The following is a 23,057-nucleotide window of genomic DNA, read 5'->3' as shown; positions in this document are numbered from 1 at the left end:
TTCTGATGAAGCGAAAAGGAACTGTTGAAGCATTTTATCGTTAAAACGTAGCAATGAAAAACCGATAACTTAGTCAACGCTAATCTCCTACTGAGTTGGCGTAATAGTTAAGTGGTTTTGAAATACGACTTGCTAGCATCGCCAAAAAAGGGCCTGAAGAAATTTAGGCCCTATCCGTTATCCCATGAGCCAGCTTGTTTTTCCTTATCCCCCTGTTTCAGGCAATAGCATCTTTATTTAATCTAAATATAGATCTCCAATTTAGTGGGACTTTCTAGTTATTTCTAGATAGTTAAATACCATGATTTATCAACTTAGGAAGATACAGTTTAGCTAAATGCTTAAAAACTTAAGCTATACTTGAAATAGGATAAGTCTATGTGGAAACAAAAAAATTGCCGGTGAATGACTAAGTTGGACGTTACACGAAGAGAGTGAAGCGACTATTACTGAGCTACAAGGATGTAGAATAACTTAACTCTATGATTTTATGAAAAATATTTTAACGCATTGTTAAAAAGCTATAAAATTTTTACAGCCTGCTTATCGGCTTTAGTTGATTAAAATTGATGAGGAATAATTATGAAACATTTTGATATAGGTTCTATTTTAGTCATTATGATTACCTTTATTCTTTTTGTCGCTGCTTTGTTTTTCACTGGTTTTACTCATGATATATTATTAGAGGCCGGTGTTTTTTTAGTCTCAGTGAAACTGATTATCATGGCTTACAAAAACAGTAAAAGTAACGAGAAAATAGAGCTTGAATTAAAAAAAATTAAAGAGCTTATTGTGCAAAATAAAGATCGCATATAATAATCTGTTCAACAGAAAAAATATTGTTTGCTGCTTTTCTTTCTGAAATTTATGCCAATAATACGGCGTAATTGCTTACGATACCCCTACTTACAATATAGACAAAATTGCATCTTTGATGAGGCACATTCATGAATAAGATACTCGCAATTAATGGTTCATATAGAGATGGCGGCATTACCGATCAAGCTGTTAACGCTTTGGTAAAAGCTCTGGAGTCAGCAGGTGCAGAAGTAGAGGTTATTCTGCTAAGAAAATACCCCATTGAGTTCTGTCGTAATTGCCGAGAGTGTACCCTGCAGCCTAGTGAGTCACCAGGCAAGTGTGTGCAACATGATGGTATGGAAGCACTAATCAAAAAAATAGCACAAGCAGATGGTTATATCCTTGCCGCGCCCACTAATTTCGGCTCAGTAACGGCCATTTTTAAGCGCTTTATGGAGAGACTAATAGTTTATGCTTACTGGCCTTGGGATAAGAATTCTCCTGAGTTCAGAAAGACAAACGCACATAAGAAAAAAGCAATTTTGGTCTCCTCATGTGCAGCTCCCGGAATGTTGGGCCGTTTTATGTATGGAACCCATAAACAACTTAAAATGACTGCGCAAACGATAGGAGCGAATACCGTCGGGACACTCTTTACCGGTTTAATTGCAAAAGATCCCCAGCTGAAGTTAGCCAATAATATCCACAGGAAAATCCAAAGATTGTCTGTAAAATTGCTTGGATAATAAAGGCTATTTTGAGCTTCGAGCTTCGAGTTTCGAGTTTCGAGTTTCGAGCTTTCAGCCATCAATCCGCTGCAGTAAATCGCCATCATAAATGGCTTGTTTGATCAAAGCAAAGGCGGCCAGTGTTGTATCTGGTTCTAATTGAGAGGTCTCTATTTGCACTTTATGTTGAAAGTTGGGTAATACCTGATGAGCGATACATTGCTCAATGGTTGATAATAAACTTGTTTTTGCACGGATGATCTTACCCGCAATAATGATTTTTTGCGGATTTAATAGATTAATTAAAATGGCGATGGCTTTACCTAAATAGGTTGCAGCATCTTCGACTATCTTTTGACACAAGGGATCATTATCTTCTGCCGCCTGATAAATTTTTTCAATGTTCAAGGAATCTAAGCTTAAGCGGGTAAAGCTGCCCTGTTTGATAGCCATTGCCACTTTCTCAACAATAACCCTATCACTAACTTCTGTTTCTAAACACCCAAAGTTACCACAATGGCATTGCCGCCCCGCAGGATTTGCTTGTATATGGCCTATTTCTCCAATATTAAAGTTCTGCCCTAATAATGCTTTACCCTCAATAATAATGCCCGAACCAACACCATGGTGAATACTAATCAAAATCGAATCCAAACACTCTTTAGACGCACCAAAATAGTGTTCAGCCAGTGCTAATGAGCGGGTATGGTTGCCAATAAAAGTAGGCAGCTGAAAATGCTGTTCAATTTTATTCGCCAAGGGAAAGTTAACTAATGGATGGTAGGGGCTATAGAGCACAACCCCTTTTTTTGGATTGATTAAACCCGATAAAGAGATGGCAATAGCAGATATTTTACGCGTATTTTTTTGTTGTTTTTTGATGAAATTGTCGATTGTGGCGATCAAAAATGCAAGTAGTTGCTGTTCATCTTCAGCCTTTATCTTGATTTTTTTTATAGTCAACTGTTCAGCCGCTAAGTTATAACCACTTAAAGATAATGTTTTTTGTCCTATTTTAATCGCAAGGACATGAATATTATCCGTATTAGGAGCCAGTGAAATCGCACAACGCCCCCCGGTTGAAGCTTGTCGTGCGGTTTCGCAAATAATGCCCTGTTGAAGAAGTTGACGGGTAATTTTGGTCACGCTGGCTGGTGCTAGTTTGCTTACATTGGCAATCTTAACGCGGGAAATAGGGGCGTGTTTTTCGATTACTTTGTAAATCGTTGCACTGTTTAGTTGTTTAATATGATCAACGCTGGCAATGACGGAATCCGCTTGCTGATTATTTCGTTCCATCGTTATTTACCGATCCTTAATATACTCGCAAACGAATTAAAAAGATGATCCGGTTGCCTGTTAAAATTAACCCTTGTTGAGCTGCAGGTTTGAGCGCTGCATGTTGTTATTGGATGGGTTATTAATTCGTTTGTTAGCACAATTGCTTATATTTATGACATTCATCGGTTCAGACATTAATCACCTGGCCTGAACCGCTCTGATGGGTACTCTCTGTTGATTTTTAAATGTTTTTTTAAGATGCTTTATACACACCATTGAGCACAGTGCCGGTCACTTTATAATCGCTGCTAAAAATGGCTAAATTAGCAATATTGCCCGATTTTATACTGCCTATTTTATTTGCAATAGACATTGCCCTCGCAGGGTATAAAGTTGCCATGCGAACCGCTTCTGCAAGTTCAATTCCAACAAATTTGACACTTTTCTCAATGGCTTCAATCATAGTCAAGGCAGAGCCGCCCAGTGTACCATCGGCGGCGAAACATTTCCCATCTTTGTAATATACAGTGGTGCCGACAAAATCAAATTGTTCAATATCAGCCCCGGCAGGTGCAGTGGCATCGGTGACTAAAATAAGTTTTTCAGCCATTATTTTTTTCGAAATACGGACATTTTCGTAAGCTACATGGAAACCATCCACAATAATCCCGGCATAAATATTTTTATCATAAACTGCACCAATGACGCCCGGTTCGCGACCTGTCATTGGCGTCATGGCATTAAACAGGTGAGTTGCAAAGGTGGCACCGTTATCAATAGCCACTGCTGCCTGTGCGTAGGTGGCGTTGCTATGCCCTATCGCAACAACAATCCCCGCTTTACTAAGCCGTTGGATCACCTCAACCGAGTTTTTTTCCGGTGCAAGTGTAACTTTGCTGACGATATCCGCATTTTGGCAAATAAGATCCAGCATAGAGAGATCAGCTTTGCGGATATATTCGGGGCGATGAATTCCTTTTTTCTCTATGCTTAAATAAGGCCCCTCTAAATGCAAGCCTAATACTTCGTTTGGCTTTTTATTTATATAATCCCGGGTTACTTTGAGTGCCGTTCTCATATCTTCATTCGACGAGGTGATAAGTGTTGGCAGGTAGCTGGTACAGCCCGATTTGAGATTGGTAGACTGCATTATCGCCAGTGTTTTTTCTGTTATTTCATTATTAAACATAACACCACCGCAACCGTTCAGCTGCAGATCGATAAACCCCGGAGAAAGGTTCGCACCAAGAAGATCAATATTTTTGATTTTTGAACTGAGCTCTGCAATGGGTATCACACTGTCGATCTTATCATTTTTTACGATCACAGCATGTTCGAGTAACACTGCGTCTGTTGTATAAATTTTACAATTTGTTAATGCGTACATTGTAAACTTCTCCATTTAATATAAGTGCCGCTGTTCAAATCGTGCCGGGATATATTGCCGTTTTTTACTGTTTAATCCAACTTTTGAGCAGAGGATATGATAGTCAATCCAGTAAGTTATATATTAAAACGAATGCTTTTTTTGTTTTTATTTTACAATTAAAAATTGCTTATTTGAAACTTTTCCATCCATTTTATTCGGATTAAATGCCGGCTGTGATTAATGACGTTTATAAATAGCCGATATTGTCGTTTTCTAATTCAGTGAAGTACTTTAATGTTTTAACTTTCAGTTCCATTGTCGATGCTGCATCACATGCAATGATCGTTTTTGGATGAAGTTGTAATGCAGTAACTGTCCAAAGGTGGTTTACATTACCTTGTATAGCGGCTTCAAGTGCCAGTGCTTTATGGTGGCCGGTTACCAGGATTAATATTTCTTCGGCCTCTAATAAAGTGCCAACACCAATGGTTAATGCCAATTTAGGAACCTGGTTAATATCGTTGTTGAAAAAACGTGAGTTAGCAATTCGTGTATTCGAGGCTAATGTTTTAACGCGTGTACGCGAAGCTAACGAGGAGGCTGGCTCATTAAAGGCGATATGACCATCCGCACCAACGCCACCGATAAATAAATTGATTTTTCCGTAAGACTTAATCTTTTTTTCAAAACGCAGGCATTCGGCTTGCAGATCATTCGCAAGCCCGTTAAGTAGGTGGGTATTTTCTATTCGGATATCAATCTTGCTGAAAAAATTCTGATGCATGAAATGATAATAGCTTTGAGGATGCTCAGGTTCGAGACCAACATATTCATCCATATTAAAGGTAACGACATTTTCAAAACTTACTTCGCCTTTATTATAAAGTTCTATAAGACGTTTGTAAGTTTCCAGTGGCGTGCCACCGGTTGGTAAACCCAATACAAAAGGTCGTTCTTTGGTGGGTGAATATTTATTAATTGCATCGCTAATGTAACGAGCAGACCAGAAGGCGACATCAGTTGTTGTTTCGAGAGGAATTAAACGCATTTTTTACTCCGTATATTAAGATTGGTTGTGTAGTTAATGCGTAGCGTAAATTAAGTCGCACTTTATTGCTATCTAAATGGTTTAAAAAGATGCTTAACAGGTGATTTTGATCACAAAACCCGCGGAGTAAGTTTGCGATGCGAAATAAGATCGATAGAATCCCATAAAAGAAAGAAGGTCGACGCAGCTTATTAAATTTGTGATCTTTTTTTGGAAATGCGCTTTAAATGCCGGTGTTATTGCGCAGTTAAAGCGGTATTGAAAATATAAACACAGAAAAGTCCATTTTGCAGATTGTGACTGCAACATTAAAAATTTTATAAAATACTTATATCAATTCCAATAATCAGTCTAAATAAACAGAAAATTAATGGATTTGCTATTAAACAATCAAACATAAAAAACCTAACACTAAAATGATTAGTTCATAAAATAAAGGAGAGTTAATATGAATATTCTTGGTTATTTTCAAAAAGTAGGGCGCGCATTAATGGTGCCTGTTGCAGTGCTTCCAGCAGCGGCAATTTTAATGGGTCTGGGTTACTGGATCGATCCAAACGGGTGGGGAGGAGATTCAGCGTTAGCTGCATTCCTTATTAAAGCTGGGGCGGCGGTGATCGATAACATGTCGATGTTATTTGCTGTGGGTGTTGCTTACGGTTTGTCAAAAGATAAAGATGGTGCCGCAGCACTGTCAGGTTTAGTCGGTTTCTTGGTTGTCACCACGCTGCTTTCTCCTGCTGCGGTTGCACAAATTCAAGGTATTGCACCTGCGGACGTCCCTTTTGCCTTCAATAAAATTAACAATCAATTTGTGGGTATCTTAGTCGGTATTTTCTCCGCTGAACTATATAATAAATTCTCAAATGTTGAACTGCATTCGGCATTGGCTTTCTTTTCCGGCCGTCGTTTAGTGCCAATAGTCGTCTCTGTAGTGATGATCTTTGTGTCATTCGTGCTGATGTTTATATGGCCGATTATATTTTCCGGTCTACAACATTTTGGTGAAACCATTTCAGGAATGGGTGAAATTGGTGCCGGTATTTACGGATTCTTTAACCGTTTATTAATCCCTGTAGGTCTCCACCATGCACTTAACTCCGTATTCTGGTTTGATGTTGCAGGTATTAATGACATTCCCAACTTTTTAGGTGGTCAGTCATCATTAGATGCCGGTACCGCAATTCTGGGTAAAACGGGGATGTATCAGGCCGGTTTCTTCCCTATTATGATGTTTGGCCTTCCCGGCGCGGCATTGGCTATCTACAAAGCAGCTAAACCTGAAAATAAAGCAAAAACGGCTTCGCTGATGCTGGCAGCTGCTTTAGCTTCTTTCTTTACGGGTGTCACAGAACCGCTGGAATTCTCCTTTATGTTTGCAGCACCCATTTTATATGTGATTCACGCATTATTAAGCGGTTTCTCACTGTACATTGCAGCTTCAATGGAGTGGATGGCAGGTTTTGGTTTCTCAGCCGGCCTGGTGGATATGGTGCTTTCCTCACAAAATCCATTGGCCAAACAGTGGTACATGCTGTTGGTGCAGGGTGTTGCTTTCTTCGCAATCTACTACTTCGTTTTTCTGGCCTTAATTAAAGGCCTTAATCTTAAAACTCCCGGCCGTGAAGATGACGAGGTGAATGGATCAACCGCATCAGCATCTGAAGATGCCGGGGAATTGGCGGCGCAATATGTTATTGCATTGGGTGGACGAGATAACCTTGAGGTTATTGACGCCTGCATTACGCGCTTACGTTTAACGCTTAAAGATCGCAGTCTGATTTGTGAGGCCGATCTTAAAGCGTTAGGCGCGATGGGAGTCGTTAAAATAGGTGATGATAACTTACAAGTAATTATTGGTCCGCAGGCAGAAAGTATCGCCGATCGTATTAAAGCGGTTAAATAAAGACTGGCTATCACTGGGAGCTGTTTATCTGTCGGCAGGGCAGAGAGATAGTTAATTATATATATACCCAAATCATTTGAAGATGCAGCTATCTGCCTCTTCAAGTAGTTTGGGCATGAACGACCGATAACACGCTTGGAAGAATAAATAGCCCCGATTACCATCAAAAAGCACTCTTCGCAGTGCTTTTCCCCCCTTTGAATTTATTGTTGTTCTTTTGCAGCTTATTTCCCTTGAGGTTAGCCGTATAATATAAGATGATTAATGCTATTTTTCGATTTATATTTATTTAGAGGTAAGCAATGACTCAGGTTGACACTGCGCCAAGCAATTTTATTCGTAACATCATCGATTCGGATCTACAAAGTGGTAAGCATCAGGTGATACACACACGCTTTCCGCCGGAACCGAATGGTTATTTGCATATAGGTCATGCTAAATCTATCTGTTTAAATTTTGGACTTGCAGAAGATTACCCTAATGCACTTTGCAATCTGCGTTTTGATGATACTAATCCGGTAAAAGAAGATGCGGATTATGTTGCAGCTATTGAGAAGGATGTGCGTTGGTTAGGGTTTAAATGGGCGGGTGATATACATTACTCATCTGACTATTTTGAACAGTTATATGACTTTGCCGTTGAGTTAATTAAAAAAGACAAAGCTTATGTTTGTGCGCTCGATGCGCAACAAACTCGAGAATATAGAGGCTCGTTAATGACTGCGGGTAAAGACAGCCCCTTTAGAAATCGCCCTACCTCAGAAAGTTTAGATCTTTTTGCGCGTATGCGTGCGGGTGAGTTTGCCGAAGGCTCTATGATGCTGCGGGCAAAAATTGATATGGCGTCACCTAATATGAAAATGCGCGATCCGGTTCTTTACCGCATTCGTTTTGCGCATCATCATCAAACGGGTGATAAGTGGTGTATCTATCCAATGTACGATTTTACCCATTGTATTTCGGATGCGCTTGAAGGCATAACCCACAGTCTGTGTACGCTTGAATTTGAAGATCACCGCCCTTTGTATGATTGGGTATTAGCCAATATCAGTATTGCCTGTAAACCGCGTCAAATTGAGTTTTCCCGCCTTAATTTACAATATACTTTAACCTCTAAACGTAAATTACATGCGTTAATTGAAGAGGAAATTATAAGTGCCTGGGATGATCCGCGTATGCCGACTATCTCAGGTATGCGCCGTCGTGGTTACCCGGCTGCCGCTATTCGTGAATTTTGTAAACGTATTGGTGTAACTAAACAGGAAAACACCGTTGAACTGGCATCGCTAGAAGCTTGCGTTCGTGAAAATCTTGAAGCTCATGGGCCTCGCGCTATGGCTGTGCTTGATCCTGTTAAAGTGATTATTAGCAATTATGACGAAAATAAAACGGAAAAATTAATCGCGGCTGTACACCCTAAAGATGAAAGTATGGGAACAAGAACCGTCACTTTCTCACGCGAAATTTTTATTGACCGTGCTGATTTTAGAGAAGAAGCGAATAAAAAATATAAACGTTTAGTGTTGGGTAAAGAAGTACGTTTACGTAATGCTTATGTGATTAAAGCTGACCAGGTGATTAAAGATGATGCGGGCGAAATCACTGAAATCCACTGCTCTTACGATCCTGAAACGCTGGGTAACAATCCAACGGACGGGCGTAAAGTGAAAGGCGTGATCCACTGGGTTAGTGCGGTTGAAAACCAAGCTGCAGAGTTTCGAATCTATGAGCCTTTGTTTATGGTTGAAAACCCTGCTGGTGCAGAAAATATCCACGAAGTACTCAATCAAAACGCTTTAGTGGTAAAACACGGTTTTGTGGAGTCAGGTCTTAGTGATGCACCGGCAGAAAAAGCTTACCAATTTGAGCGTGAAGGTTACTTCTGTGCCGATAATAAAGATTCATCACCCGAACGGCTGGTTTTTAACCGTACCGTTGCGTTGCGTGACTCTTGGGGCGGATAGCACCTTTTCTACCTCAATATGCCAATTGTGCATGTTGAGGCAGGCAAAATGCTGTTTGCGATGAACAGCATTGTATTTTCTAAAGCTCTTCATTCTCATCAATAATATCCAACACGTAACCCATACCGCGGATGGTATGGATCAGTTTTGGCTCAAAAGGTTTATCGACCTTATTACGCAGTCGTCGAATGGCCACATCAATGACATTGGTATCACTGTCAAAATTCATATCCCAAACTTGAGAGGCAATCAGTGAGCGGCTTAATACCTCTCCCTTACGCTGCATTAACAATTCCAGAAGAGAAAATTCTTTTGCCGTTAAGTTGATGGCTTCACTATCTCGATAAACCCGTCTGCGCAGCAGATCTAATTGTAAATTTTCTATTTGGATAGTGGCTTCATCTTTACTTGATGGGCTGTTTCTTCTTAGGATATTACGGATACGAGCGAGCAGCTCTACAAAAGCAAAAGGCTTCACCAGATAGTCATCGGCTCCTAATTCTAATCCTTTGACCCGATCTTCTATTTGATCTCGTCCGGTCAGCATTAATACCGGAATATCGATTTTGCTGCTGCGTAATGTTTGTAAAACCTGCCAACCATTGAGTTTGGGTAACATTACATCCAAAATGATGAGATCATATTCTTCGCTCATCGCCTGATGCAGGCCGTCAATCCCGTTGATTGCTAAATCCACTCTAAAGCTGGATTCTGTCAGCCCTTTTTTAAGGTATTCTCCGGTTTTTTTTTCATCTTCTACAATCAGTAACCTCATATTTCCCTCTCAGTTAAAAGTGCCCGTGATGCGTATAATTAACACAAAAAAACCCAGCTTATAATAAGGCCGGGTTGTTTTTGCTGCTTGCAGAACAAAAGAGTAAGATTAAATATCAGATCATCACGTCTTTTACTTAATTGGATTGATTGGCTTGAGAATAGCTGTAATCTACATTTAGCATACCCGTGTAAACAAGATCACCCTGACTATTCATCGACTCTTGAACAGTAATATATGCATTATCATTCAAAGTTACACTATTTTTCTCTTTAAAAGAACCTAATGATAACGCCAATTCATCACTTAATTCACTGCCAGACTTTGCGTTAAGCTGCTCAGATTTTTCAAAGGCAAGTGAATAAGCGTTGCTTTTAGTATCAACCACCTGCGTTTTAATGACTTTATTCTCATGGTACTGACTGTAATTCCCATAAACTGTGCTTCCAGCAAAAACATTTGCACTTAAAATTACCATTGCTGATGCGAGTATTACATTTTTAATTGATTTCATTTTAGCTTCCTTGAGTAAGTTGTTTAGCATCTTTGTTTGCTACCCGACAAGAATAGCCCCTACTAGATGACCAGAAACCAACACTAAGATGACATCTTTGTCATCTTAGTAAATAATGCTCCCTTGTTTAATTTGATAAGGTTACACTTTGATTTTCAAGCATGATATTTGTCGCTTAACGTTGCACTTAACTTTGTAACTTAACAGGTGCCTTATTTTTATTAAGCGCTTATATAAAGCCTATTAATTTTTTTCTGGAGTACGTATGATCCTGCAACGCTCTTTAACTCTGCGTCTTACCTGGTTTTTTACGATGGTCGCTATTGTTACCCTATGCTTATTATCCTGGTGTTTAAAGTATGAAATTATCGGTTATTTTTTAAGAGAAGATACTTTTATACTAAACAATAAAGCGCATATGATGAAAGAGCTTATTGCCAGAACCCATCTCAATAAAGACTTTTCTGAAATTGCAGCTAAGATGGAAAAACTGGAAGGGGTAGCTATTAAAATAGATAATCCTGATGATAAAATAGTGCTTTATATCTCTGGTAATATTCGCTTTCCCGATAGTATTTTAAATGGAGATGGGCAGAATTCTATTGATTACGATTTCGAAAAACTTAGACCAATATATAATTTTCAAGTGGGTGGAAGAGAGCCTCAGCCAGAAAATAGAGAGAATCTAAAAAATAATTTATTAGAATGGCAAGATAAAGATAACTTTTATCGAGGTAAGCAATTCCGCTTTACATTAAAAGATTTCAACGATAAGGATTCAATGGTACTGGTTACACTGGCGCTTAATATTAACCATCATCGTGACTTTTTAGCCAATTTAAATAATGTGTTACTCAAATTTATAGTGATTGGCGCACTTCTCAGTGCACTATTGCAATGGTTTGTTACTTACCGCGGGTTACTGCCCTTAAAAGTATTATCGAAACAAGCCACCTTAGTGTCAGGTAAAGATATTAAACAGCGCATGCCCGTTGATAATTTGCCGATTGAAATTGCCGGGTTATCAGAAACCCTCAACTCTATGCTGGCGCGATTGGAAGAAGCTTTTCAGCGCTTAGAAAACTTTTCTTCTGATATTGCTCATGAACTGCGCAGTCCTATCAATAATTTAATGATGCAGACTCAAGTCGCATTATCACAGCCCAGAAGTAAAAATGAATATTTAATGACGCTGGGGTCTAATGCAGAAGAATTTCAACGCTTGGGTAAAATGATTTCAGATATGTTGTTTTTAGCGAAAACTGAAAATGCACTGATTGCACTTTCAGCTGAGCCTATTTTACTGGAGCAGGAAATTGAAGATCTCTTTGAATTTTATGATGCGCTCGCAGAAGATCGTAATATTAAGCTGATATCACAAGGAGAAGCGGAAGTGATGGGCGATAAATTAATGTTACGCCGTGCCTTTAGTAACTTACTTTCTAATGCGATTTACCATAGCTTTGAGGGCAGTGAAATAGCCATTAATATTTCGAAAATTAAAGAAAGTGTTATCGTTGATATTGTTAATTCTGGTCTGACTATTCCTGAGGATGAATTGCCGCATCTGTTTGAGCGTTTTTACCGTTCAGATAAAGCAAGGACATGCTGCTCACTCGAACGTGTTGGGCTTGGTCTGGCCATCACTCAATCTATCGCTAAAATTCATGGTGGAAATGTTTCTGCGCGCTCACAAGATAAAATAACAACCTTTACATTTACCATCAATGAAGAGAGTTAATCTCAGCAAGTAATTTAGTTATATACCCTTATTTTATTGAGCCGGAAGGAAAAAAATATAGATCTTTAACGTTGTTAATTGGCAAGGCTTCTTTATAATTTAATTATTATAGCTAACAAATAATTTTTAATTTAGGAGTTACAGATGGAATTTGAAGAGATGCTTAATATCTTGTCGAGCAAAGATGGCTCGGATCTTTACCTGTCAACGGGGGCTCCCCCTTCAGCTAAATTTCAAGGCACATTAGAACCTTTAACGGAGACCCCTTTTCGAGCAGGAGAAGTTGCTGAAATAGCCGCTTCGATTATGGATAGTGAACAAAAAACAGCATTTGAGCAAGAGCTGGAAATGAACTTAGCGATCTCTATTTCCAAAGTTGGACGCTTTCGGGTTAATGTTTTTAAACAACGTAATGAAGTTTCAATCGTTGCGCGTAATATTAAAATTGAGATCCCTAGCCTTGATGACTTAGGGCTTCCGGACATACTTAAAGATGTGATTACGGCTAAACGAGGTTTAGTATTATTTGTAGGCGGAACGGGCTCGGGTAAATCGACCTCATTAGCAGCATTAATCGATTACCGAAATACTAATGTCTCAGGCCATATTATTACCATTGAAGATCCTATTGAGTTTGTACACCAGCACAAAAAAAGTATCGTCAATCAGCGTGAAGTAGGGGTCGATACGCGCAGTTTTCATGCCGCCTTAAAAAATACTCTGCGTCAGGCACCCGATGTTATTTTAATAGGTGAAATCCGCGATAGGGAAACAATGGAGCACGCATTAGCCTTTGCAGAAACCGGGCACTTAGCTATTTCAACACTACATGCGAATAATGCTAACCAGGCATTGGATCGTATTATTAACTTCTTTCCGGAAGATCGTCGTACTCAGTTGTTAAGTGATTTAGGTAATAACTTGAAATCTTTTATATCTCAACGGTTAATCCCAACGGTTGATGGCAAACGTTGTGCTGCTATTGAAGTGATGATGGGAAGCCTAACGATACGCGATATGATTAAGCGTGGTGACTTTGGTTTGTTGAAAGAGGTGATGGAAAAATCGAAAGGTTTAGGAATGCAAACATTTGATGGTGCATTATTTGATCTCACCATTGCAGGAAAAATATCTGAAGAGGAAGCTATAAAAAATTCAGATTCAGCCACTAATATAACGCTTAAATTTAAGTTGCATCATGGCAACATTACTGAAAAAACTGGAAAAGACGATAAGAAAACAGGAGGATTGGCGTTAATGGATTAACGCTTATTGTTAATTTCTGATAGGCATTGAGATTAATCCGCAAGACTGATTGCTCTGTTTTTATATTTTTAAATGTAATTTTAAGCACGTTATAGAAGGCTGAAGTCGTATTTCCAAAAAGAGACAGTACAATATTAATCGGATTATACCAAAGTGATCAAATTTACCACTCCCTTTGCAGAGCGTTTTTACCTGTTCCGCTTATTCCATCGTCTACTAACCGGATCAGCTATGTGTTTATAACCTTTAAATGCAAAATCATGCGTGCCCACACTTGTTCAATAGATTGGCGATAGAACACCTAGGGTGCGCTCTGCGCAGCGACTTAGGCTGCTGGTGGTGAGCCCCTACCGATTCCATTAATTAACTTATGATGTTGATTCAATCTTTTGAACAGACTCTCTCTAGATCACTGATCAAAATATTCCCCGCTCGGCTACGTTCGGTATCAATACACTATTTCAGAAAAATAAAAAATGCCGAGCCTAAAGGCTCAGTTCCGAGCGCCGATGTACAGTTTATCATTTGCAACCCAGGCAATGTTTTGTAAAAATATCCTATCAAACGCATTAATTAAGTAATCATATTTATTGTTCATACCAACCGCATTAATAAAGTGATCCAATTTACTATTTAAAATTGATCCTAAATTTAATGGCTTTCTTATTTGAACGCCAATTAGCACGAACCATGACAACAAACGTATAGCTCGTAGGGTGTCTGCTCAGATACTAAGCTGTCGCTTATTCGCTGCACCGATTGTCGCTGCCCGCGGTGCATAGAATACACCCTACCGATAACCCCATATCAAATACATTAATAAAGTAATCAGATTTACTATTCAAAATCATACCGATTGCTTTGTGAGCGTAAATTTTTCCTTTGGAAGAACTGATCATAAATTTAATGCTTTTGGTATCAGTAATCATCACTACTGCTTAGGAGTGTCAATTTTGCCTTTAAAGGATAAAGTGTGCAGCAGCTCTCGGAACCGGGCCTTTAGGCTCGGCCTGTTGCTTTTAAGCCTGAACAGCACTTTAAAGGGACTAGCACAGAGAACACCGAAGCGCTGCGCGCTACACAGAGAAAGACCAGCCCGTAGGGTGCGCTCCGCGCACCGATTGCCACTGCCTGCGGAGCATAGAATGCACTCCACCCATTCCATTAATTAACTTCAGATCACAATTTAATTTCTTTTGGTATAATAGGGGGCGTTTCTACTTAATATGGATAAAAGGAAATTGGCTTGGTTAACGGGAATCGAATCGGTGAGCTCTGGTGTGACTGGTCGGCTTTATTTTAAATAAGAGGTAACCAACTGAACTACTGCTCTGTGAAATTTTTTATTTAATATGATTTTAATCTGATTGTAATAGGGGATTTTTACTTGATAGGGATAAAAGGAAATTGGCTTGGTTAACAGGACTCGAATCGGTGATATCTGGTGTGACTGGTCGGCTTTATTTTAAATAAGAGGTAAGCAACTGAACTAGTGCTTTATGGAAATTTTTTTTAATTTCAAGTCAATAGTATTTTTAATATATAAAAGAATATTTAAAAAAGGTAATTAATTACTAGATAGGGATAAAAGGAAATTGGCGGAGTGGACGGGACTCGAACCCGCGACCCCCGGCGTGACAGGCCGGTATTCTAACCAACTGAACTACCACTCCGCGAAAATCTTTTATTTTTCTATAACTCACATTATAGGCTGACTGTTGTACACATCGTTCATTACATACCTAAGTATGAAGTTGGCGGAGTGGACGGGACTCGAACCCGCGACCCCCGGCGTGACAGGCCGGTATTCTAACCAACTGAACTACCACTCCACGAGTGTGTTACAGCTTTCTTCACTTTATGTGTTGGTTACACATAAATATCACTATCTTATTCGAATTAAAACCCGAATCCGGCGTGACAGGCCGATTATTTGCTTGATACGTAAATACTGTTGGCGGAGTGGACGGGACTCGAACCCGCGACCCCCGGCGTGACAGGCCGGTATTCTAACCAACTGAACTACCACTCCACGTAGTATTACAGTATTAAACATCACTATTTTATTCGAATTAAAACCCGAATCCGGCGTGACAGGCCGACACTTGATAATTATCGTTCTCATACCTGAGTATGATGTTGGCGGAGTGGACGGGACTCGAACCCGCGACCCCCGGCGTGACAGGCCGGTATTCTAACCAACTGAACTACCACTCCACGTGATAATCATCAGTTATTACTTTTTATTTTCATAAAATTTAGTTAAGGTTTTCACTTTAACAATCGACGTAATCATCGATTTACAACCCGTTGGATTTGCTGGAATTTACTTGCCAATAAACTTTATAAAAAGAGTTTGGCGGAGTGGACGGGACTCGAACCCGCGACCCCCGGCGTGACAGGCCGGTATTCTAACCAACTGAACTACCACTCCAGCAAATGTCAACAACACACAATGTGCATCTTTGTTGAGGCGCAGATAATACGGAGTTGCATTTGCCGAGTCAATAAAGAATTGCCAATATTTTGCCTTAACTTTCTCGATCGCTCGTTTTATCGTCATTATGCCTGTTTTTTAACTTGTTTGGACGCTAAAGTACTTGTTGCTTATCGCTTTTTGAGGCTTGCTATAAGATGATTGATCAAAATATTAATTGTTTAAATTTCATTTTTAGATCTATTACCGCGTTCCAATATTATTACCGCCATAGGCAACTGGCTGACTTTTCAATGAGATCTAAGCGTTCTTCATGTGCCTGTTGTTCATCTTCGCTGGCTCTAATAATAGCGAGTGGCGATTGCGTCTTTCTCGCACGTTTTCCTGTATTAGTTTCATTTTGTCCTGAGCTCGAGAGATTAAGTTTTTTTTGCCCGCCGGTCATGAGCAGGTAAACATCGGCTAATATTTCCGCATCTAATAAAGCGCCATGCAGAACACGGTGCTTATTATCAATAGCAAGTTCTCGGCACAGAGCATCAAGGCTGGCACGTTTGCCGGGATACATTTTTCTTGCCATGACTAATGTATCTGTGATGGTCGATATTTCAGCGGTTGGTTTTGTTCTTTTATTTAAAAAACGAAACTCCTGATCCATAAAGCCGACGTCAAAAGGTGCGTTATGAATAACTAATTCAGCCCCTTTGATAAACGCTATGAATTCATCTGCAATTTCGCTAAACGCGGGCTTATCCTGCAAAAATTCATCTGTAATACCATGAACGGCAATAGCTTCGGGGTCGATTTCACGATCCGGTTTGACATAAACATGGAAATGGCGGCCAGTTAAACGTCGATTAATGACTTCAACACAACCAATTTCGATGATTCGATGACCGACATAAATCGTACCACCTTTATTCATACCCGTTGTCTCTGTGTCTAACACAACCTGTCGTATCATTTTGTCTGTGTTCATGCGGATCTCAATTAATAGTTTTAATAATTTGAATATTAGCCGTATAGTTTACCACCTAATACCCAAATTACCTCAGAATGCAGGTACTTCATGGTGAAGTGGGTGGGTTTATAATAATTAATCAATTTGGTATATGAATGAAAAAAATTCAACTTTTTACAGATGGCTCCTGTTTAGGCAATCCGGGACCGGGCGGTTACGGCGCCGTGATGATTTATAATGAACACTGCAAAGAGTTATCGGAAGGTTTTTTGCTCACAACGAACAACCGCATGGAAATGTTAGCCTGTATAAAAGCGCTGCAAACGTTAACCGAGCCCTGTGAAGTTGAGTTAACAACCGATAGTCAGTATGTGCGTCAAGGTATTACGTTATGGATTCATAATTGGAAAAAACGCGGTTGGAAAACTGCCGCTAAAGCACCGGTTAAAAATGTCGATCTGTGGAAAGCATTGGATGCGGCACAAGAGAAGCATAAAGTGGCCTGGCATTGGGTTAAAGGCCACTCAGGTCACCCTGAGAATGAGCGTTGCGATGATCTTGCCCGCCAGGCTGCAGAAGATAACCCTACTCAGGAGGACATTGGTTACGAGGGCTAGTTCGTGTTGCCGCTGCCTGCCCGGTGATTATTTTTCCTTTAAATTGAAAGGGATATTTGACGGGTGTCATTGGTATGGTGCTTTTTTTTGCGATAATAAAATAAACACTGCAAAAATAGGGTAGATAGTTCTGCCCAAAATCCTCAATAAAAAGTGAGCAGGTGCTATTTAAATTGCGCGATAGAAAATCAAAGTGTTGTTTTTGCTGAATTTTAAAGCCCAGTAAATGCAACCAGTCGATCACCCTATTAGGTAAAAAGAGGCGTGCATTCTTAGGATTTTTAGGGTTAAGTGCATTACGTAATCCGAGTAAACTTATTGGATTGTAACCACTGATGATTAACGTACCATCGAGCGCTAAAACCCTGTCTATTTCCCGTAATAATTGATGAGGATCGCTTGAAAAATCTAATTCATGGGTCAGAATGCACAGGTCAATCGTAGAATCCTGCAGCGGTAACTGATTTATATCAGCTTGCAAGCTAAGATTGTCGCCACTAGTCGCGCAGTTGATTTGATGAGAAATTATCGAGTTTGAGGTGTTGATTTGACAACTTAACTGCCCTAATTTCAAAAGGTTATAACCAAAGCATTGCTCGAGGCAATCATCAACACGTTGTTGTGTTTGTTGATGCAGCAACTCCCCGTTGGGTAATTGTTGCCAAGACCTGAGAGGCGGTAAAATACGAGATGTTTTGGCAGACCTCATGCGTTAAGTCACTCCAAGTTAAAGTAAAGAGAGGTTATGTAATGGAAAATGTAATAACGATTAAAGCATTTGAGGATAACTATATTTGGCTTATCAAAGATAGTCAAAGTCAACACTGTATCATTGTTGATCCCGGTGAAGCAGCGCCTGTTTTGACAATGTTAGAAGATCAGCAATTGATTGTAGATGCTATTATTTTAACACACCATCATTATGATCATATTGCTGGTGTTGACGCATTGTTATCTGCACGGGATGAACAAATTTCGATCTACAGTAAAAAGAAATTGTTCGACCGTTCTAGGTTAGTAAATGAAGGTGACAGCTTAAGTTTTTTTGACGGTCGGCTTTCATTACGGGTGATGGATGTGCCCGGGCACACATTGGATCATATTGCCTTTTATAATGAACGACTGCTATTTTGCGGGGACACGCTATTTTCAGGCGGGTGCGGGCGTGTATTTGAAGGTAGTTTTGAACAAATGTTTAAAGCTTTGTCTCGTCTGGCGCGGTTGCCTGATAATACAAAAGTATATTGTGCTCATGAATATACTCAAAATAATCTTATTTTTGCACATCATATTGAACCTAAAAATAAGGCGTTATTAAATTATATACAACAAGTCAGCAAAAAACGTCAACAGGGGCAGCCGACCATTCCTTCAACAATAGGGGTAGAAAAGGCAATTAATCCCTTCCTGCGCTGTCAGCAGCAAACGGTTATTAATAAGTTACAAAGTCATTTAGGCAAAGCATTAAATGATCCGCTTAGCTGTTTTAGCGCATTACGTAAGTATAAAGATAATTTTTAATTTGGGTATATTTGATCCGGTTCTTCCCACTCAGCTGTATTAATCAATTTGGTATTAGGCCAAATTAAGCTAGAATACGCGACTTATTCACAGTGGGTAGTATTTTTATGAAATTTTTTCTATCGGTTTTTATTTTGTTTTTTGTTACCGCCTGTACCAGTACAGATGAACTGGTTGGGACTGCGCCATCCGGAAAAAACATTGAAGAGCCACAACAAGATAAGCTAAGCAGGGCTGCAGAACCGGAATTGGCCGCTCTTATTGAGAAAAAGTCCCTTCCTGTTAGTTATGATAACCTGTGGTTAAAGTTAGCTGAAGGTTTTGAATTTGAAGTGCCTGACAACGCCCGTGTCGCTAAACAGCGGAATTATTTTTTAAGGCACCCAAATCATCTGGCGCAAGTGTCAAAACGGGCAGAGCCTTTTTTATATCTGATTATTGAACAAATAGAAGCAAAAAACTTACCGCTTGAACTTGCTCTGTTACCCGTTGTAGAAAGTACTTTTAATCCCTTTGCTTATTCACAGAGCCATGCTTCCGGTTTGTGGCAATTTATGCCGGGTACAGGGATACGATTCGGCTTGACGCAAGATTGGTGGTATGACGGCCGTCGCGATGTTTATGCATCAACGGATGCAGCTTTAACCTATATGGATATATTACATAACTATTTAAACGAAGATTGGTTACATGCTCTCGCGGCCTATAACTCTGGAGAGGGGCGGGTAGAAAGGGCGGTTCGCGCTAATAAAAAATACAATAAACCGACAGATTACTGGCATTTGTCGCTGCCAAGAGAGACGCAAGAGTACGTTCCAAAGTTGTTAGCCTTAGTTGATCTTTTACGTAACCATAAAAAATATGGTATTGAGCTGCCCGTGATTGCGAATGAGCAAGTACTTACTTATGTGGATACTGGTTCACAACTGGATCTTGCTTATGCGGCAAAATTGGCTCAGTTATCGTCTACCGAGATTCAATTATTAAATCCCGCTTATAATCGCTGGGCAACTTCACCCGACGGTCCCCACCGATTACTTATCCCGACAAAAATAGCACAGCAGTTTAGTCAAAAATTGGCTAATACGGCGCAAAACAAGCGCACCCGCTGGTCTCGTTATACTGTGCAGTCAGGTGATAATCTGGGGTTCATTGCACACGAAAATCATACAACAATAAATGTTTTAAAACAGATTAATGATCTTGATAGTGCACTTATAAAAATAGGACAGCCTTTACTCATTCCTTTTACAAGTAAGTCCCAGCAGGATGATTTTTATCGTCAGGCGAAACGCATTGAAGGTCAACAAGTCTCTGCCAGAAAAGGGAAAAAGAAAGTTATCTACACAGTAAGCGAAGCTGATACGCTCTGGGATATTAGCCGTGACTTTGGCGTGAGGGTTAAAGAGATTGCGAAATGGAATACAATTAATAGTAAAAAACCGTTACAGTTAGGACAAAAATTAACGCTTTGGAAAGCGACCAAATCTACCCCCGATAAAAAGGCGACCCGCCTTATGACTTATCAGGTACGAAACGGAGATTCTCTTCACCGGATAGCATCAAAATTTAATGTAAAGCTTATTGATTTGGTACGTTGGAATGAGTTAAATAAAGGTGAATATATTCAGCCGGGACAAAAATTAGAGCTCTATGTTGCAGTGCAAAAATCCAGTACTTAGGATTAGGTAAATCGATGAAAAAACCGCTTAAAAGCGGTTTTTTCATCGATTGTTAAAATGAGGCTTTACTGGGTGATCTGTAATAGTGCATTTTTGCCACCATTATTCATACCGTTATCAACGAGATCATCAGCATCGGTTGGTAATATATTAAATTCATTACCTGCATCTGCCGTGGCGATGTAGATAAACTGGAAGCTATTATTACCTGCAGTTGGAATGTTTTCCGTCACTTTAAACTTGCCATTTTTGAATTTTTTAAGTTCAATGGCAGACCAATCGTTGTGCTCGGAAAGCAAAACAATGCTTTTTGCGCCTAAAGCTTCTTCTTTTTCTATTTCGAAGGTAACTTTAAGCAGAGGTTTACTTTTCAAATATTGTTTTTTTATGGGCATCTTTAATTCCTTAATATTAATAATAAATTTACTGTAAAAGTGGATTAAATTCTAGAAAAATTATATTTATTTCTTATTTTAGATCAAAATATTGACTAATAATTGATTGTGTAAATGTCTTTTTTAAGTAAAAACCACGTGGGCGAACTTTTATTAATTGCCCGTCTTCTCCAAACGCATTGGTTAAGCACTTCCCGTTAGCCGCCTTTGGCCTGAGTTGCATCACTTGACCATCCCGAGCCGTGATTGATTCTATTTGGCCAAGCGCAATTTTTTCCATTATTTCATTCCAATCCAATTTTAATAATTCTGCTTGTTGCTGATTAGCTGACCATAAAAAACTATTACCGACGATCCGATCACCAAGCTGAACCGTCCTTTCTCCCTGAACCGGAACCCATAAAACCTTGCTGATTTTATTGCGCACATTGGAGTTTTCCCAATTTAGCTGACTGGTATTTAAAATAGGCGCGCTACATACAAAGGTAGTTTCCAGTACTTTGCCATTTTGATCAATAGGAATTGTTTTTAGTTCAATACCCAGATGCTTAAAGTCTTGTTCAGGTTTGCTGCCGGCGGTGGCGCCTAGGTGCCATTCTATAAGTTGACCCACCCAGCCTTTATTGCTGCGTAAATCTTTAGCCATCGGCTGGCCTGCCATCTCGGCCAGTTCCGCCAGAGAGTGGCCGGCAATTTGCTCACATCGACTTAGCAGTTCGGTGGTTGAACGGGGAGAATTAAATGCCATGCTATTTACCCTGCTATTTACGCTATACGGATTATTCTGTTGGTTACCCTGCTATTTACGCTATGCAGGATTACCCTGTTTACTACTCTGCTATTTACGCTATACGGATTAACCTGTTTGCTACTCTGCTATTTACGCTATACGGATTATTCATGTTTGTTGCACTGCTATTTACGCTATGCAGGGTTATCCTGTTTGTTACCCTGAGTTCTTTACTTTTATAGTGGATAACTGAGTCCTAGTCGTAAATGACTCACAAAATAAAACGACTATTTTAAATAGTCTTAAAAACAGATTAATGTCGAATAATTAAACTAAAAAGCGCGCTAACATTGTAACTGTTTGTTTTTTGAACTAGCAAGATATGCACATCCCGTTGTGAGTGAAGACAACTGGATTTAAGTACAGAGACCAATTTCAGTATCATGCTAAAAATGTATAACTACTTGTTATTTTCGGTATAATAAAAAGATTGTTCTGATTTTAATGGATCTTGAATCGCTTAAAAAAGATCTATTATAACAACAGGCTTTTATTATGCACAAAGTTATGCACAGTTTTCGTGGATATCTAACAGTATAAATTATTTGCTAAAAATTTGTCTTGATAGATAACCGACATTTTTCAAATGAACGATTTGATGGATCAGATAATCTGTGAAAGAATACGGCATTACTTAAATTTTCATTCATTATTATAAAAATTAATAAATAATGGATCATAACCTATAAAAGGCACTTTAGTGATTGATACTGACGGTTACCGTCCAAATGTAGGTATCATCATCTGTAATAATAATGCACAGGTTTTATGGGCGAAACGATTTGGACAGCATTCATGGCAATTTCCTCAAGGGGGAATTAAAGAAGGGGAAACGCCTGAACAAGCCATGTATAGAGAACTGTACGAAGAAGTTGGTTTAAAACCTGAGCACGTTAAATTATTGGCAACTAGTCGCCATTGGCTACGTTATAAATTGCCTAAACGATTAGTTCGTTGGGACTCGCCGGATCCAGTTTGCATCGGGCAGAAACAGCGCTGGTTTTTATTACAATTGATTTCAGATGAGCAGCAAATTGAGTTTGAGGCTTGCGGCAATCCTGAATTTGATGCTTGGCGCTGGGTAACTTATTGGTACCCCGTGCGCCAGGTTGTATCGTTCAAATGTGAAGTTTACCGTTGTGCTCTAAAAGAATTTTCAGCGGTTGCTTTTTCGTTAATGAAAAAAAGTTCAGACAAGAAAAGGAATAAACGGCCTCGTCGGGCATCTTTTTATAAAAAGAGATAACAGAGCTTTTTCTAG

At 39.5% G+C, this 23,057-nt stretch carries 20 protein-coding genes and 5 tRNA genes; 11 read left to right on the top strand and 14 right to left on the bottom strand.

The features are described from left to right. The first annotated feature begins 582 nt into the window (after positions 1 to 582). Together CXF72_RS07055 and CXF72_RS07050 are read left to right on the top strand one after the other, a co-directional pair. Complete coding sequence (locus CXF72_RS07055; RefSeq protein ID WP_101038077.1) at positions 583 to 816, top strand: hypothetical protein; 234 nt, start codon at positions 583 to 585, stop codon at positions 814 to 816. Between the two features lie 131 nt (positions 817 to 947). After that, positions 948 to 1,547, top strand: a complete 600-nt coding sequence (locus CXF72_RS07050) for a flavodoxin family protein (protein ID WP_101038075.1) — start codon at positions 948 to 950, stop codon at positions 1,545 to 1,547. A gap of 54 nt (positions 1,548 to 1,601) precedes the next feature. Here the strand turns inward: CXF72_RS07050 and CXF72_RS07045 are convergent, their stop codons facing one another. The 3 genes from CXF72_RS07045 to nagB all read right to left on the bottom strand — a co-directional run bounded on the left by CXF72_RS07045 (position 1,602) and on the right by nagB (position 5,227). Next, entirely contained in the window at positions 1,602 to 2,828 is a 1,227-nt protein-coding gene (locus CXF72_RS07045; protein ID WP_101038073.1) for an ROK family transcriptional regulator, read from the bottom strand. 235 nt (positions 2,829 to 3,063) lie between these two features. Then, positions 3,064 to 4,197 carry an N-acetylglucosamine-6-phosphate deacetylase gene (gene nagA, locus CXF72_RS07040; protein ID WP_101038071.1) on the bottom strand — a complete coding sequence of 378 codons (1,134 nt, stop codon included), beginning with the start codon at positions 4,195 to 4,197 and terminating at the stop codon, positions 3,064 to 3,066. A gap of 229 nt (positions 4,198 to 4,426) precedes the next feature. Continuing rightward, positions 4,427 to 5,227 (bottom strand): glucosamine-6-phosphate deaminase, encoded by an 801-nt coding sequence (nagB, locus tag CXF72_RS07035; RefSeq protein ID WP_101038068.1) that lies wholly within the window; start codon positions 5,225 to 5,227, stop codon positions 4,427 to 4,429. Positions 5,228 to 5,675: 448 nt separating this feature from the next. On the opposite strand from nagB, the gene nagE reads away from it, so the two are divergent. Together nagE and glnS are read left to right on the top strand one after the other, a co-directional pair. Beyond that, entirely contained in the window at positions 5,676 to 7,133 is a 1,458-nt protein-coding gene (nagE, locus tag CXF72_RS07030; RefSeq protein WP_101038066.1) for an N-acetylglucosamine-specific PTS transporter subunit IIBC, read from the top strand. A 302-nt stretch (positions 7,134 to 7,435) separates the two neighbouring features. Then, a complete protein-coding gene (glnS, locus tag CXF72_RS07025; protein WP_101038064.1) occupies positions 7,436 to 9,097 on the top strand; it encodes a glutamine--tRNA ligase in 1,662 nt (553 codons plus the stop codon). A 79-nt stretch (positions 9,098 to 9,176) separates the two neighbouring features. On the opposite strand, the gene CXF72_RS07020 is transcribed toward glnS, so the two are convergent. Both CXF72_RS07020 and CXF72_RS07015 read right to left on the bottom strand, forming a co-directional pair. Next, positions 9,177 to 9,872 (bottom strand): heavy metal response regulator transcription factor, encoded by a 696-nt coding sequence (locus CXF72_RS07020; protein ID WP_101038062.1) that lies wholly within the window; start codon positions 9,870 to 9,872, stop codon positions 9,177 to 9,179. 136 nt (positions 9,873 to 10,008) lie between these two features. Then, positions 10,009 to 10,386 carry a DUF3316 domain-containing protein gene (locus CXF72_RS07015; RefSeq protein WP_157823208.1) on the bottom strand — a complete coding sequence of 126 codons (378 nt, stop codon included), beginning with the start codon at positions 10,384 to 10,386 and terminating at the stop codon, positions 10,009 to 10,011. A 265-nt stretch (positions 10,387 to 10,651) separates the two neighbouring features. Between CXF72_RS07015 and CXF72_RS07010 the strand changes: the two genes are divergently transcribed. Both CXF72_RS07010 and CXF72_RS07005 read left to right on the top strand, forming a co-directional pair. Next, positions 10,652 to 12,127, top strand: a complete 1,476-nt coding sequence (locus CXF72_RS07010) for a heavy metal sensor histidine kinase (protein ID WP_101038058.1) — start codon at positions 10,652 to 10,654, stop codon at positions 12,125 to 12,127. A gap of 144 nt (positions 12,128 to 12,271) precedes the next feature. Continuing rightward, positions 12,272 to 13,393 (top strand): PilT/PilU family type 4a pilus ATPase, encoded by a 1,122-nt coding sequence (locus tag CXF72_RS07005; RefSeq protein WP_101038056.1) that lies wholly within the window; start codon positions 12,272 to 12,274, stop codon positions 13,391 to 13,393. 1,596 nt (positions 13,394 to 14,989) lie between these two features. Here the strand turns inward: CXF72_RS07005 and CXF72_RS06995 are convergent. The 6 genes from CXF72_RS06995 to dnaQ form a co-directional block, all read right to left on the bottom strand. Next, positions 14,990 to 15,066: transfer RNA gene (locus CXF72_RS06995), tRNA-Asp, on the bottom strand. 82 nt (positions 15,067 to 15,148) lie between these two features. Then, a tRNA-Asp gene (locus CXF72_RS06990) sits at positions 15,149 to 15,225 on the bottom strand. A 123-nt stretch (positions 15,226 to 15,348) separates the two neighbouring features. Beyond that, a tRNA-Asp gene (locus tag CXF72_RS06985) sits at positions 15,349 to 15,425 on the bottom strand. Between the two features lie 108 nt (positions 15,426 to 15,533). Continuing rightward, positions 15,534 to 15,610 (bottom strand) — tRNA-Asp (locus tag CXF72_RS06980). A gap of 140 nt (positions 15,611 to 15,750) precedes the next feature. Next, positions 15,751 to 15,827 (bottom strand) — tRNA-Asp (locus CXF72_RS06975). Between the two features lie 265 nt (positions 15,828 to 16,092). Next, on the bottom strand, positions 16,093 to 16,809 hold the full coding sequence (gene dnaQ / locus CXF72_RS06970; RefSeq protein WP_101038052.1) for a DNA polymerase III subunit epsilon: 717 nt from the start codon (positions 16,807 to 16,809) through the stop codon (positions 16,093 to 16,095). Positions 16,810 to 16,946: 137 nt separating this feature from the next. On the opposite strand from dnaQ, the gene rnhA reads away from it, so the two are divergent. After that, positions 16,947 to 17,408: a ribonuclease HI gene (rnhA, locus tag CXF72_RS06965; RefSeq protein WP_101038050.1), complete on the top strand. Its 462-nt coding sequence runs from the start codon at positions 16,947 to 16,949 to the stop codon at positions 17,406 to 17,408. Here rnhA and CXF72_RS06960 read toward each other — a convergent pair. Then, positions 17,377 to 18,117, bottom strand: a complete 741-nt coding sequence (locus tag CXF72_RS06960) for a class I SAM-dependent methyltransferase (RefSeq protein ID WP_101038048.1) — start codon at positions 18,115 to 18,117, stop codon at positions 17,377 to 17,379. The two genes, rnhA and CXF72_RS06960, sit on opposite strands and share 32 nt — an antisense overlap. Before the next feature lie 41 nt (positions 18,118 to 18,158). Between CXF72_RS06960 and gloB the strand changes: the two genes are divergently transcribed. Together gloB and CXF72_RS06950 are read left to right on the top strand one after the other, a co-directional pair. Next, positions 18,159 to 18,929 (top strand): hydroxyacylglutathione hydrolase, encoded by a 771-nt coding sequence (gene gloB, locus CXF72_RS06955; protein WP_101038046.1) that lies wholly within the window; start codon positions 18,159 to 18,161, stop codon positions 18,927 to 18,929. 107 nt (positions 18,930 to 19,036) lie between these two features. Then, the gene (locus tag CXF72_RS06950; RefSeq protein WP_101038044.1) at positions 19,037 to 20,611 is read left to right on the top strand and encodes a lytic transglycosylase; all 1,575 of its coding nucleotides are present in this window, start codon (positions 19,037 to 19,039) and stop codon (positions 20,609 to 20,611) included. A gap of 65 nt (positions 20,612 to 20,676) precedes the next feature. Here the strand turns inward: CXF72_RS06950 and CXF72_RS06945 are convergent, their stop codons facing one another. Beyond that, positions 20,677 to 21,006, bottom strand: coding sequence for a hypothetical protein (locus CXF72_RS06945; protein ID WP_101038042.1), 330 nt, complete (start codon positions 21,004 to 21,006; stop codon positions 20,677 to 20,679). A gap of 73 nt (positions 21,007 to 21,079) precedes the next feature. Next, positions 21,080 to 21,754, bottom strand: coding sequence for a DNA mismatch repair endonuclease MutH (mutH, locus tag CXF72_RS06940; protein ID WP_101038040.1), 675 nt, complete (start codon positions 21,752 to 21,754; stop codon positions 21,080 to 21,082). Between mutH and CXF72_RS19290 the strand changes: the two genes are divergently transcribed. Beyond that, on the top strand, positions 21,748 to 21,978 hold the full coding sequence (locus CXF72_RS19290) for a hypothetical protein (RefSeq protein WP_157823207.1): 231 nt from the start codon (positions 21,748 to 21,750) through the stop codon (positions 21,976 to 21,978). The two genes, mutH and CXF72_RS19290, sit on opposite strands and share 7 nt — an antisense overlap. A 518-nt stretch (positions 21,979 to 22,496) precedes the next feature. Next, on the top strand, positions 22,497 to 23,042 hold the full coding sequence (gene rppH, locus CXF72_RS06935; RefSeq protein WP_011768916.1) for an RNA pyrophosphohydrolase: 546 nt from the start codon (positions 22,497 to 22,499) through the stop codon (positions 23,040 to 23,042). The last annotated feature ends 15 nt before the right edge of the window (positions 23,043 to 23,057 follow it).

Origin of the sequence: Psychromonas sp. MB-3u-54 (assembly GCF_002836415.1) — a bacterium.
GTDB lineage: Bacteria > Pseudomonadota > Gammaproteobacteria > Enterobacterales > Psychromonadaceae > Psychromonas.
This window is presented reverse-complemented; position numbering and strand designations above follow the sequence as displayed.